Source organism: Pseudescherichia sp. AS216 (genome assembly GCF_037152055.1).
Taxonomy (GTDB): domain Bacteria; phylum Pseudomonadota; class Gammaproteobacteria; order Enterobacterales; family Enterobacteriaceae; genus Pseudescherichia.
Genome location: NZ_JBBCMV010000002.1, coordinates 63056 through 77006 on the forward strand (window position 1 = coordinate 63056; position 13951 = coordinate 77006).

Consider the following 13951-nt stretch of genomic DNA (forward strand, 5'->3'; position numbering starts at 1 on the left):
CTTTTATGCCTCATCCCTGAGGCATAAATGACAGGGATAACGCTATACCATGTTGACGTGCAGCCCTTGCTGGACCAACACATCGCCTAACGTCGTGTTTTGAGCACTGTTGTGATAGACATCGAACTGCATCCCATCGACTTCGCGCTGACCGCTAATAGCCCAGATGTCGTTCGCCCCATGCACCAGATTCACCTGGTCACCGTTGCTGCCTTTAATCACCAGATCGTCTTCCGGCTTATCGGTTACCGTCAGCGCTTCGTTCAGATCGAGCGTCAGGCTGTTAGTCCCCGATTTACCGAGGTCGATGATCTCGACGTTGTGGACACGGCTTGCGGTATCAATCAGGTTAAGGATCATATTGACGCCATCCAGCACCAGGGTATCGGTGCCCGCGCCCCCGTTGATATCGATAAAGCCCAGCGTTGAGAGGTGGATAGTGTCGCTACCGGCGCTACCCTGTACGCTCTCACCGCTCTGCTGCGTCCCGTCGGCCAGGGTGATGCTCAGGCCGCCAATAGTGAAAGCATCGTCGGCCGTGGCGCTCTGCGCGCTAGTGTCAGCGGTGCTCTCTTCGCTGGCAGGGGTCGCCGCAACACGGCTCACGGCGGCATGCGTTGCGCTGTTCTCCTCCGTGGTCTGCTGGGTGGTATCGCTGCTCTCTACCGCACTGGCTGCCAGCAGCGAGAAGCTGGAGGCATCTGCTGCCAGAGTTTGCACCCCAACTGGCGGCGTGGTGGTGGGGTTGCTGCCGTTGAGACCAACGTTCAGGTATCCCACGTTCCCTGCTACGTCTGCGGCATAGAGATTGATAACCGTGCCAAGCGACAAAATCCTCGCTAAATCAAGCCCTACATCAAGCGTAGTTGACCACCGACCGTCTGCACCGGTTATTGCCGTGGCCTGCGCAAGGTTGAGCAGGTTAAGGTGCACCAGCGCCCCCTGCCCCAGGTTGTTGGAGGTCCCGCTGATGGTCAGCTTCGCCGAACCGAGCAGGCCGGTAAGCACACCGCCAATGACGCCCAGCAGGTTGGTAACCGGCGTAATGGCCAGCGTCGGCTGGGTCAGCTTGACGCCGACGTCCGCCTCGGTTGCGGTGGTGTTACCCACCCGGTCGGTTACCGCTACCCCCACCTTCAGCGCCCCGGTGGCGAGGTTTTGCAGCACCGAGTTGCTAACCGTGGCCGTCCAGTTACCTGCGGCATCAACGAGGGCGTTAATCGGCGTTCCGCCGAGGGTCACAACGACCGAGGCTCCCGCCGGTACACCGCCAATTTTACCGCCGATAACCTGGCCCGACGCCGCCTCGTTGATGTTGAGATAGCCATCGTTACCAAACAGCGAGGTCAGCGAGATGGTCGGCAGGTTATGGGTGATCACATCCACCAGCGAGGTGGCGGTAGCATTCTTACCTGCCGGGTTGACCAGGCTGGCGTTGACCGTCAGCGTCCCATCCAGCAACGCCGCCAGGTCGGTTTTTGGCACCGACACCGACCAGTTGCCGTTGGCCGCCACCGTTGACTGATAGGTTTTACCGCCAAGAGAGACGTTGACCAGCGAACCGGCCGCGTTGGTACTGGTCCCGCTGACCACCTGCGCGCTGAGGATCTCAGCCGCATTCAGGCCGTTGCCACCAAACAGGGTGTTGATCAGCAGTGAAGGTGCCTGCTGGATCGCCACCGTCAGATCCTGGGCAGTGTTGGCAACGTTACCCGCCACGTCGCGGGCAGTGGCAGTGACCTGCAGTACGCCGTCCGCCAGTCCTTGTAAGGAGACGGTCGGCACCGGCAGCTGCCAGGTTCCGTTCGCCCCAACGGTGGTGGTCAGGCTCAATGGACCGATTTTAACGTCGATAATCGTACCGGCAGCCAGGTTCGTACTGGTCCCCGACAGCAGCTGCGTAGAGAGCAGATCGCCGAGATCCAGCGTGCCGTTGCCGAACAGCGTGTTGAGGCCCAGCGTCGGCAGGTTCTGCACGATGGCATTCACGACCTGGTTGCCGGTGACCACGTTGCCGACGGTGTCCACTACGCTGGCGGTCACGCTCAGTGCGCCGTTGACCACGCTACCGGCTAATGCGCCTGCCGGTACCGTCACTGACCAGACCCCGTCAACCACGTTGCCGGTGAAAGGCTGGCCCGCCACGTTCACGGTGACGAGGCCCGAAGCAAGGCCTGCCGCCGTCCCACTGATGGTCTGAGCGACACCCAGGTCAGCAAGGTTGATGTAGCCATCGTTGCCGAACAGGGAGTTGATCACCACCGTCGGCAGATTAGCCAGGCCCACCCGCACCTCTACCGGCGCGGCGATCTGCGCGCTGTTACCGTCCGGGGTGACGATAGTCACCTGCGGCTGGAAGGCACCGTCCAGCAGGCCGGTCAGATCGGATGGAGCCAGATTGATTGAGAACACGCCACCCGCCCCGACCGCGCCAAGGAAGGTTTTCCCTGCCACCTGGACCTGGATCTGGGAGCCTACCGGCGCATTGCCTACGACACCGCTGATGGTTTGATTCAGCAGCGAATCGGCTACGTTCAGCACGTTGTCGGTAAATACCGCCAGGCTGTTGAGCACCGGTGCGACCAGATCCACCTTAATCAGCGCAGTCTGGCTTGCCGGGTTGCCGTACTGGTCGAAGGCGCTAATGGTGACCGGCACATCTCCCGAGCCGATGCCCTGTAGCAGAGCCTGCACCGCCGCCGGCAGGTTTACAGCCCAGCGGCCGCTACCGTCGACGTTGGTGGTAAAGGCCTCTGCGTTGCCGATCTGGATGGTCAGCTGCTGCCCGGCCAGACGGGTAGAGGTCCCGCTCAGGGCTGCGCCCAGCAGCTCAGGAATACTCAGCACGCCGTCGCTAAACAGCGGGTCAAGCCCGATGGTCGGCAACGCCCGCGCCACGTTAAAGCTGGCGCTGGTGTTGATAACGTTGCCAAAGGCGTCGTTGATAACCAGACCCACGTTCGCCTGGCCTTCCGGCAGGGTGTTAAGCAGGGTATCCGGCAGGACGGCAGACCAGGCCCCGGTAACGGTATCGACCACCGCATTGATCGCCTGGCCACCAAAGTTAACCACCATCCCCGTGACGTTTGCCGCGTTGTTAAGCGTCCCGGTGAGGGTCTGGGCAACGCCGCTCTCCACGCTGTTAAGCACGTTGTCCGCCGTCATCAGGATCTCGCCCACTACCGGCAGGTCGGTCAGCGCCAGGCCTACGTCGACAATCTCCTGGCGGGTATTACCGTTGGCGTCGATGACGTCAAACTGCAGCGACAGGGTGTCGGTCACCAGCCCCTGCAACACCTCCGGTGGCAGGTTGACGGAGAATCTGCCGTCCGGCCCCACCAGTAGATCGTTGATGGTGACGTCCGTACCCACCAGCGTCAGGTTGACCCGCGCCCCGCGATAGTCCCCTTCAACCCGGCCCGTCAGGGTCTGGGTAACCAGCGACTCGGCCACGTTCAGGATGCCATCGCCAAAGAAGAGCGAGTCAAAGAGCAGGCCCAGAGTGGGGTTGAGCGCCACGTTCAGCGCGACGTTGTTAGTGGAGACGTTACCTGCGCTGTCCCGGGAAGAGATACTGATCACCTGCGGGCCATCGGCCAGGGTTGTCAGATCAATATTCGGGAAGTCATAGCGCCAGTTGCCCTGCTGATCGACCTGCCCGGTCCAGCTGATCGGCCCCAGCTGGATGGTCACCTCGTTGCCTGGATCGCCCGTCCCCTGGAGCAGCAGCCCTGTCGCTGCGCTGGTGGTATTGAGCACCGCCGGCACGCCCAGGGCGTCAACGGAGAGCAGCGGCGCGCTGGCATCGACCGTTACCGTCTGGGTGGTGCTTTGCGGGTTGCCTGCCGCATCGGTAATGCTGGCAGTCAGCGGATAGGTGCCGTCGGTAAGCCCTGCGACGTCACTCTGCGGAACGGTGACCGTCCATTCGCCCTGAGGGTTGACCGTCGCATAGTAGGTTTTGCCGTTGAGCGTCACCTGTACGTCGCGGCCCGGCTCGCTGGCGGTCCCGCTAACGGTCTGGCTCAGGCTCTTCTCATCAACATTGACGAAATTGTCGCCGGCAAAGTTATTCAGCGTGATAGTCGGCACCGCGGTATCGACAACAAACGGCTGGATGGAGGCAAAACCTGGCGTGGTAAAGCTCTCCACACCAAGCGTGTGCGGTCCTTCGCTCAACAGCGCACGCGGAACGTTAAAGGTCCAGCTGCCATCTGCTGCGATGGTCGTGTTACCAATGAAATTCCCGTCAAGCACCACATTAATCAGCCCGGTAACGTTCGCGGCGCGACCGCTAATGAGCAGCGTATCATTTGTGAATTCGCTGGCATTGACAAAGTTATCGCTGGCAATCACGTCCAGCGTCAGGAAGGCAGGTGGCGGAGTCAGGTCGACACTCAGCGTGCCGCCGTCGATGGACACCAGGTTGCCCGCGCGATCCGTGGCCTGAACGGTGATGGTGCCCGCCGTCAGCCCTGCCATATCCGCTGGCGTAAGCTGCAGCGTCCAGCTGCCGTTAGCCTGAATAGTAGTGGTAAAGGTGCGTCCGTCTGGGAAGGTCACCAGCAACGGCTGTCCGGCTTCCAGGTTAGTTGAGGTCCCGGCGATGGTCTGAACCGTCTGGCTCTCGTCGTAGGTCAGGACATTATCGCCAGCAAACGGTGTAGTCACCTGCAGCGTCGGCACATCGATCAGGATAGTCACCGGGGCGCTGGTGCTGTTCGCGTTGCCCGCGCCGTCGGTCACCGTAACCTGCACGCTCTGATCCCCGCGCGCGACTCCCGCCCAGTCGGCATCGGTCAGCGTCAGAGACCACGTGGTGCCGTTTACCGGCACGTTAGTAAAGAGCTTACCGCCCACCGTCACATCAACCCGGCTTCCTACCGGATAGGGGGTGGTAAAGCTACCGGCGATGGTATTCGTGCCGCTCGCCTCATCCACGCTGACCACGTTATCGCCAAACAGCGGCGTAGTGATGGTCACGTTTGGCGGGGTCAGCGCCACCTGGTACGGTACCGGGACGGTAGCACTGTTGCCGTACTGATCCTCAGCATAGATCACCAACTGCTGCGGTCCCTGGGCCAGCGACTGCAGCGTGCCCGCTGGCAGATTAATGGTCCAGGTACCGTCTTCCAGCACGTTAGCGGTATATGGCGTGCCGTTCACATTAACCCGGATAGTCACGAACTGGTTAGGCCCGAGCACCTGGGTAGAGCCGGTGATCTGCACCGCGCCAGCCGCTTCGTTGATATTAAGAATGTTATCGCCAAACAGATTGTTGGCAATCGGCGCAGGCAGCGCGGTACGCACCTGGAAACTGCCTGGATCGGTATCGGTATTGCCTGCGCGGTCGGTGACGGTGACCTCAAAGGTCGGGGTGGTGTTATTCGCCAGCGTTTGCAGATCGGCAGCAGGTAGGGTAATCGTCCAGTCGCCGTTCTCCTGCACCGTCCCGGTATAGATCTGACCCGTGCTTAACGCCACGCTAACGGTCTGCCCCGGCCCGGTAACCCCGGTATTGCCCTGCAACACCTGATTGCTTTGCGACTCGGTGAAGTTCAGAGTGCCATCGCCAAACGGCGTGACAAACTGCGCCTGCGGCAGCGCATTGACAATTGCCTCAAAGCTGCCCTGCCCGCTGATCTGGTTCCCGGCGATATCGGTGACGGTAATATTTACGCTCAGCACGCCATCCGGCAGCGCCTGCAGCTGGGCGGCGGTCAGCGGCAGCGTCCAGGTGCCTCCTGTTACCGTCGCGGCGATGGCCGGCCCGCTGTTGATGCTCACGAGTACGCTGCCTACCTGACCGGCAGGCACGCCCGTCGACCCGGTCAGCGCCGAGTCAGTTAGCGTCTCGGCAGCGCTCAGGAAGCCATCCGTAAAGGCGGTAGCCAGCGTCGGCGGGGTCAGCGCATCGGTAAGAACAGTAAAGTTCTGCGCTGGCGAGGTAGAGACGTTGCCCGCCCGATCGGTAATGGTTACCGTCATCGAGTGGGTCGCGTCAGTAAAGGCGTTGAGCTGCTGTGGCGTTAACGGCACCGTCCAGTTTCCGTTAACGTCTACGGTACCCACAAACTCCTGCAGACCATCAATGACAATTCTCACCTGCTGGTTTGGCCCGGCCTGGCCGGTCGAACCGGTGATCTGCGCCCCGGTATTGGCCTCCACCTGGTTGAGGTAGCCATCACCAAACAGCGCTGGTGGCAGCTCCGCCACCGGCCCAAAGCGCACTGCGTCAAGGCTGGCGCTGGCCGTGGCCGGGTTACCAAATGCATCAAGTGCCGTTACCGTAATCGGCAGAATGCTGTTCGCCTGGACCTGGATTGCTTCTCCAGGCACCGTTACGGCCCAGGTGGTACCGGTGACGGTGCCGAGGAAGCTTTGGGTACCAATAGTAACGGTAACCTGCGTGCCGGTTGGCAGGCCGCTTACCGTCCCGGTCAGCGTAGTTCCCGCTGCCAGCTCTGCCGAGCTGGCGATGTTATCGCCAAAGACAGGGTTGAGCGTAATGGCTGGTGCATTCTGGGTATTGACGTTAATCGGCACGGCTACCGGCTGGCTGTTGCCCTGCGGATCGGAAACGCTGAAGCCCAGCTGTGAAGTACCCTGCGGCAGCGACTGCAAATCCGCCGCCGGAATAGTCATGCTCCAGTTGCCGTCACCGTTAATGACCGCTGAAATGGTCTTGCCGTTAATGGGCAGCAGCACCGTCAGGCCCGGCGTACCGGTGCCGGTGATGGTTTGGTCCAGCAGCGACTCGGCGATATTGACCCGGTTATCCTCCAGGAAGGTGCCTGCCGTCTGCACGGTAAGCAGCGGCGGCGTCAGATCGACGCCAACGGTATGCGTAGCCTGGGCACTATTCTGCGCCGCATCCACCGCCGTGGCGGTGACGGTATAGGTGGTACCCTCAGTGAGGGTCTGCACGACTGCCTGTGGCACAATAAACTGCCAGCTGCCGTTGCTGCCTACGGTCGCGCTGTAAGGCGCGCCAGCAAAGGTCGCGCTGATCACCGTACCAGTCGCCAAATTAGTCGACGAGCCGCTGATGATCAGGTCACGACCCTGCTCCTGAATATTGACGATGTCATCCTGTGCCACGACATTTACGGTCAGCGTCGGCTGAGAAGCCGGGGTGGCAGCAAAGGTCACGTTCTGCGCCCCGGTCGCCACGTTACCGGCCAGATCGCTCACCTGCACGCTGATGGTTTGCGTGCCATCAGCTACCGCAGCCAGCGCTGTGGCAGGCACATCCAGCGTCCAGCGACCATCGCCATTGACCTGAGCGGTATAGGTTTGGCCGCTCAACGTCACCGTAACGGTCTGCCCGGCCTCAACGCGCGTGGTGGTCCCGCTAATGGTCAGCGGGCTCTGCGCTTCCAGCGCATTAACAAAGTTATCCGCCGCTACGGTGTTCACCGAAACTAGCGGGGCATTCAACGGCGAGGCATCAAGGGTAAAGCTGCCTGGGATGGTGGTGGTATTCCCCGCCGGATCGGTGATCCTCGCCGAGATAGCCACCGGACCATCGGCAACGTTAGCCAGCGCTCCGGCTGGCAGCGTAATGCTCCAGGTTCCGTCCGGCTGCAAAATGGCATCGTAGTTCTGGCCGTTGACCAGCACGATCACCGCCTGCACGTTCTGGGGATCGTATGGCCCACCAGTGCCGCTAATGACAATGGCCCCGCTGGCTTCACTGCCGTTGATGGTGTTATCCGGCGTCACGGCATTGATCGTCAGCTGCGGCGCTACGGTATCCACGTTCAGCGGTGCGGTCTGGGTATTCTGGTTCCCCGCCGCATCCGCAACGGTCACCGTTACCGTATGCGATCCCTGTCCCAGCCCAATGATTTGCGCTGGCGTCAGCGGCAGCGTCCAGTTGCCGTTGGCATCCACCGTACCGGTTATTGGCGCGTTGTTGTCCAGTTGGACGGTGACGGTCTGGCCTGCGCCACGGCTGCCGGTTGTACCGGTCAATGCCCCGCCTGCCGCCGCCTCAACGATATTGATAGTACCATCGCCAAACGGCGTGTTGATCGTTGCCAGCGGCAGCTGCTGGGTGATGATCAGGAACTGCTGCTCACTGGAGAGCGGTGCGCCGTTAACGTCGACCGAGGAGACGGTCACGGTTGTCGTACCGTCGGCAATCAGCGCAGCAGCGGCAGTCGGTACGTTCACGGTCCAGAAACCACCGGCGTTCACCACGCCCTGGTACTGCTGCCCGTTAAGGGTGACGGTGACCGGGGTGCCTTCAGGAATGCGCACCGACGAGCCGCTAATGGTGATCCCATCGCTGATATCCGCCAGGCTGATGGCGTTATCCCCTTCCACCGGATTGATCAGCAGCGCGCTGGCGGTGGAGTCAACGGCAAAACCAACGTTCAGCGGTGCAGAGGCGTTACCCGCGCTGTCCGTGACCGTCACCGTAAGCTGCTGCGGACCGTCGCCGAGGCCGCTGAGGGCCGTAGCTGGAACCTGTATCGCCCAGCTGCCATCTGCGTTAACCACGCCGCTGAGCGGCTGGCCGTTAACGGTAAGGGCCACCGTTGCGCCTGGATCGGCAGGCACGGTGCGGCCAGTCAGGGTAAAACCGTTTGCCAGTTCGGCAGGATCGAGCACGTTATCACGGGTAACCGGATCAACCACCACGTTCGGCGGCGTCGCGTCCAGGCTAACACCCCGGGTAATGGTGGTTGCGTTACCGGCTGCATCGGTCACGGTCACGGTATAGGCGACCTGTCCGTCAGGCAGCGCAGCCAGCGCCCCGGCAGGCAGCGTCACCACCCAGCTGCCCGGCGTTGCACCCGGCAGTGCCGTGTAGCCTGTACCGTTAATGTTTACGGTCACCTGGGCGGCATCCGGCGAGATAACATTGATAGCCTGGTTGCTCTGCACCTGCGTGGCGTTGAGCGTATCCGTACCGTTGATGGGCTGGACGGTCACCTCCGGCGGCACTTTATCCACGGTGAATGGAATGGTCTGGGAAGCATCGTTGCCTGCGGCATCGGTAACGGTCACGTCGAACGATGCCGCGCCGTCTGGCAGGGTCGTCATCGCCCCGGCAGGCAGGACAACCGACCAGCTGCCATCGGCGGCAACGGTACCGGTGTACTGCTGCCCGTTGAGGGTCGCCACAACCGTCTGCCCTGCGCCGGTAACGCCGGTATTGCCGGTCACGAACTGATCCCGCTCGGATTCGGTAAGGTTCACAACGCCATCCCCAAACGGCGTATTCACCACCGCCTGGGGTAGATCGTTAACAATTACCGTAAAGGTATGGCTGTCGATGACGACACCGTTAGGGCCGGTTGCAGTGGCGGTCACCACGGCAGAGCCATCGCTCAGCGCCAGCAGATCGGCAGAGGCTATCGTCACCTGCCATGCACCGTTGGCGGCAATAGTGCCGACATAGTTTTGACCGTTCAGCGTTACGTTTACAACAGTACCTAACGGCAACCCGGCGCTGTTGCCGTTGATCACCAGATCGCTGCTCGCCTCATCAAAATTCAGGTAGTCATCGCTGGAGATAATGCTGATCGCCACCGCATCAACGGTGGTATCAACGGTAAAGCTATGCTCAACCGAGGTGTTCTGGCCGTAGCCGTCGGTTACGCTAACGGTCAGGGTGTTGGTGCCGTCGGCAAGCTTTTGCAGCTCCACGGCAGGCAAGGTCACGCGCCAGTTGCCGCCCGCGTCCACGGTGCCCTGATAGATGCCCGATCCGAGCGTAACGGTAATTACGCTACCCGGCTCGGCATTGGTAACCGTTCCCTGAAGGATCTGATCGACCTTGATCTCTGCCGCATCCAGATCGTTACCGTCGGTCAGCGCCTGGACGGTAAGCGCAGGTAAAGCGGTTTTCACATCGATATTTTGCGTCACGGTCTGGGTGTTACCGGCCGTATCGGTCAGCGTCACCGTCAGCGGATAGCTACCCTGGCTCAGCTGCTGCAGATCGGCTGCCGGAAGCGGCAGCTGCCAGTTACCATCCGTCCCTACTGTAGCGGTGTAGGTTTTGCCATTCAGCACGACCGTCACCGGCTGGCCGCGTTCAGCGACCGAGCTGATGCCGCTCAGAATCTGATCCTGCCCCAGCTCCTGGCCGTTGAGTTTGCCGTCCGCCGTCAGCGGCAGCAGACTGAGCGCGGGTAGAGTGGTATCCACCTGCGCGGTGCTGGTGAGCGGCGCGCTGTTGCCTGCAGCATCAATCGCATTGACGTTGATGGTCAGGAGCCCATCCGGGATCGTCTGCATATCGCTGGCGGGAACGATCGCGCGCCAGTTGCCGTCGCCGTCCACCAGCGCCTGATAGGTTTTCCCCGCCAGCTGCACGCTTACGCTCTGCCCGCTACCGGAGACGCCGGTATTACCGCTCAGTACCTGATCCAGCCCTTTTTCCACGCTGTTAAGGTAGCCATCACCAAACGGTGCATCAATGGTCGGAATCGGCAGATAGTGGATCTGCACGTTCAGGGTGTGGGTGTCGCCTGCGGACTGAGCCCCCTGAGTGACGACCGCTTCAACAGTGTTTGGACCATCCGGGAGCAGTAGCAGATCGGCGGAAGGGATCTGTACGCTCCAGTTTCCTGCGGCATCAATAGCGGTGACGGCATACTGTTTGCCGTTAAAGAAAACAACGATACTGACGTCCGGCCCGGTCACCGTGGTGACACCACGCACCTCCAGCGGGCTCTGCGCCTCGTTGGCGTTCAGGTAGTCGTCGGTCGAGAGAATAGCGATGGCAATGCCGCTCTGGCTGCTATCGACGTTGATCGTTTCAGTACGTACCACCGGCGTGCCGTTGGCATCATTCACCGAGACGGTGAGTGGATTATCGCCCTGTGTCAGGGAGGCGAGATCGCCTGCTGGCAGCGTAGTTTTCCAGCTGCCGTCGCCCATCACCTGGGCGTAGTAGGTTTTCGTTCCCAGCGTAATTGTCACTACCTGCCCCGCCGGGATATTCACGGTTTGGCCAGAGAGTGTCTGGTTCAGCTGCAGCTCGGCGGTATTAAGGACGTTGTCCCCCGTTACCGGATTGACACTCACCTGCGGACTGGTGAAGTTAGTGGTGAAGTCAGCTTGCCCGGTCGTGACGTTGCCCGCCATATCGACGATCTGATACTCCACGGTATAGGGCTGGCCATCCTGTAGCTGCTGGATGTCGGCCTGCGGGATGCTCAGCTGCCAGCGGCCAAGACTGTCTACTGCGGTGGTGTAGCTCTTGCCGTTTAGCGTTACCGTTACTACGCTGCCCTGATCTTCACTGCTGGAGAAGCCGCGAACGATCTTGTCTGTATTGAGTTGGGAGATATCAAGCGTATTGTTTGGTACGAAGGGCGTCATCTGGAGCACGGGCGGAACGGTATCTACCAGCAGATCCACTGAGGTTGTTACAGTACGGCCCGCACTGTCGACAAGCAGAACCGAAAGCGAATTTGCTCCCTGTGACAGAGACTGTAAAACGGCGGCCGGTATTTCCAGGCTCCAGCTACCGTCGCTATTAACGACTGTCTGCCATGTGTTGCTGCCCAACGTTACGGTAATCAGACTACCTGCGTTAACCAGGTCAGTTCTTCCCGCCAGGACCTGCGCCGCGCTCACCTCTTGCTGATTTAATACGTTGTCGCCTGTCAATGGGTCGACCAGCAGAGTAGAAACAGGAGGAGTAGGCTCCTCCCCACCATCATCTGGCGGTGTGGTTCCGCCATCATCCGGCGGCGTGGTTCCGCCATCATCCGGCGGTGTGGTCCCGCCATCGTCTGGCGGCGTGGTTCCGCCATCGTCCGGCGGCGTGGTTCCGCCATCGACTGGCGGCGTGGTTCCGCCATCGTCCGGCGGTGTGGTTCCGCCATCGTCCGGCGGCGTGGTTCCACCATCGTCCGGCGGCGTGGTTCCGCCATTATCTGGCGGTGTCCCATCAATAGGAGGAAGGACGCCATTATCCTCTGCTTCCTGACGGTTGCTGCCGCCACCGCCGCCGCCCGCTGCGGCTGCGATACCCACAATACCCCCGATTGCAGCTACTCCGCCCAATACGGCCAATGCAGAGATCCCTCCTGCACCAACAAGAGAATCTACAGATGCTTCAGAGAGTGCCGGCACAATTGCTTCCGCAGTAGCGGGCGCAGCGGCCTCGGCAAACGGGAAGACAGCATGGTGCGCGCCCAAATCGTCTTCAAAGATCAGTTCGCTGTGTAGGCCATTCTCATCAAGCACAAAAAAGCGCTGATAGCGTACCGTAGTACCGTCATTCATATGGACGATCAGGTCATTACCTTCACGCTGATAGTAATTAACAGACTCTGGGGAAGCGTTAATGCGAACGATACTGGTCTGCGTCAGATTAACAACTCGGTCGGCACTTTGGGCATATTGGCTAACGACATCACCAGTTTTTTTATTCAAAATATCCACTGACCCAGCAGGGCTAATTTGGGGAGCCATATAATGTCCTCTCGCTATTTAGATCGCTATTTTGTGCATGTGCCAGCCCTATTTTTGGCAGAGGAAGAGCGCTACCAAAATAAAGTGGCAGAAATTAATCGTTTTTCTAAAAACTGGGCAGTGGATCGATAAGTGATTGTTTTTAAATAAATTAATACCTCTTACATAACTTCGGTGCAGAATTGATCTCATTAAAATATATACGCAATAGTCTGAAATTAGGCAAACGCTAAAGTCACAAATTTTCACATTTTTTTAAATACAGAATATATTGTTAACAAAATCGTTAATACTTAAGCGTCACTTAAATAGTACATGCAGTGAATAGATCTATTTTTAATAATTAGCATGAAGCAAAGCAGAATATTACGATATATCCTATATAGCGAATATTGAATATATTCTTGCAGCCTTTCTATTCTGAATAAAAGAGGATTTAGCCGCGGCAACGGAGCGGCTACAGCGTGATAAATCAAGCCTGTTCATACTTTAACCAACTGAGGCTCATACAGATGTTGTAGCGATATGGACTGGTGCGTTGATGGCAAAACCTGTTATACTGTAGTCAACACATTGGGGCTGATTCTGGATTCGACGGGATTTGCGAAACCCAAGGTGCATGCCGAGGGGCGGTTTGCCTCGTAAAAAGCCGCAAAAAAATAGTCGCAAACGACGAAAACTACGCTTTAGCAGCTTAATAACCTGCTCTGAGCCCTCTCTCCCTAGCTTCCGCTCTTAAGACGGGGATCAAAGAGAGGTCAAACCCAAAAGAGATCGCGCGGATGCCTTGCCTGGGGTTGAAGCGTTAAAACTAATCAGGCTAGTTTGTTAGTGGCGTGTCTGTCCGCAGCTGGCAAGCGAATGTAAAGACTGACTAAGCATGTAGTGCCGAGGATGTAGGAATTTCGGACGCGGGTTCAACTCCCGCCAGCTCCACCAAATAAAACAAGGGGTTACGTGAAAACGTAGCCCCTTTTTTTATGCCAGTGGCGGCAAAATGGCGACGGCCGCCTGGACTGACTGCAATAAAAAAACCCGCATTAAGCGGGTCTTGTTAGAAAATCATATGGCTCTGACCTCCAGCGCTAGGATGCGGAGGAACCTTTGCAACGCTTTCAGTCTTTACAATGTACCGTACAAAAGTTTCATGAGTGATGAAAGTACATTCACAGTTAATATTTTGGCATTGGTTATAGCGCTCTTTAGTAGTTTTTGATGCCTGGAAACTACTTCTTGTGTGCGCCGCGCTACCACAATCTGGACAGTTCATCATAATTATTATCCCGCCGCCTTTGCTGAAATCGCAATAATGATACACTATTATTCAATTTCGAGAGCCAATTATTCCATATCGAGATCAGCTATTTTTACCTCTAACTCAAGCGAGGTGGTGAAGCCACCCTCCCCGATAGTGTTGGTCACAGTTGTAATCGTCCAGTCTGCCTGGTCTAAGCTTCGCCAGCTGCTGCAGGTAAGCGTTATAGGCAAAGCGGGTTTTCTTTTTCAT

At 58.8% G+C, this 13951-nt stretch carries 3 protein-coding genes, 1 other RNA gene and 1 pseudogene; 2 read left to right on the plus strand and 3 right to left on the minus strand.

Features of this window, described 5'->3' with window-relative positions:
• Positions 1–42: 42 nt before the first annotated feature.
• Positions 43–12414 (minus strand): Ig-like domain-containing protein, encoded by a 12372-nt coding sequence (locus WFN61_RS05865; protein WP_337038574.1) that lies wholly within the window; start codon positions 12412–12414, stop codon positions 43–45.
• A gap of 33 nt (positions 12415–12447) precedes the next feature.
• Between WFN61_RS05865 and WFN61_RS05870 the strand changes: the two genes are divergently transcribed.
• Complete coding sequence (locus WFN61_RS05870) at positions 12448–12576, plus strand: hypothetical protein (RefSeq protein ID WP_337038218.1); 129 nt, start codon at positions 12448–12450, stop codon at positions 12574–12576.
• A 443-nt stretch (positions 12577–13019) separates the two neighbouring features.
• Positions 13020–13383: a transfer-messenger RNA gene (gene ssrA, locus WFN61_RS05875) on the plus strand.
• Between the two features lie 115 nt (positions 13384–13498).
• Here ssrA and WFN61_RS05880 read toward each other — a convergent pair.
• Both WFN61_RS05880 and WFN61_RS20940 read right to left on the minus strand, forming a co-directional pair.
• On the minus strand, positions 13499–13717 hold the full coding sequence (locus WFN61_RS05880) for an ogr/Delta-like zinc finger family protein (RefSeq protein ID WP_257758316.1): 219 nt from the start codon (positions 13715–13717) through the stop codon (positions 13499–13501).
• Between the two features lie 68 nt (positions 13718–13785).
• Positions 13786–13896: pseudogene (locus tag WFN61_RS20940) on the minus strand (phage late control D family protein); the annotation flags it as partial.
• Positions 13897–13951: the final 55 nt, after the last annotated feature.

Excerpts from the sequence above, each read along its gene's own strand:
- WFN61_RS05870 (WP_337038218.1), top strand. The coding sequence starts at position 12,448 with ATGTCCTCTCGCTATTTAGATCGCTATTTTGTGCATGTGCCAGCCCTA.
- WFN61_RS05880 (WP_257758316.1), bottom strand. The coding sequence starts at position 13,717 with ATGATGAACTGTCCAGATTGTGGTAGCGCGGCGCACACAAGAAGTAGT.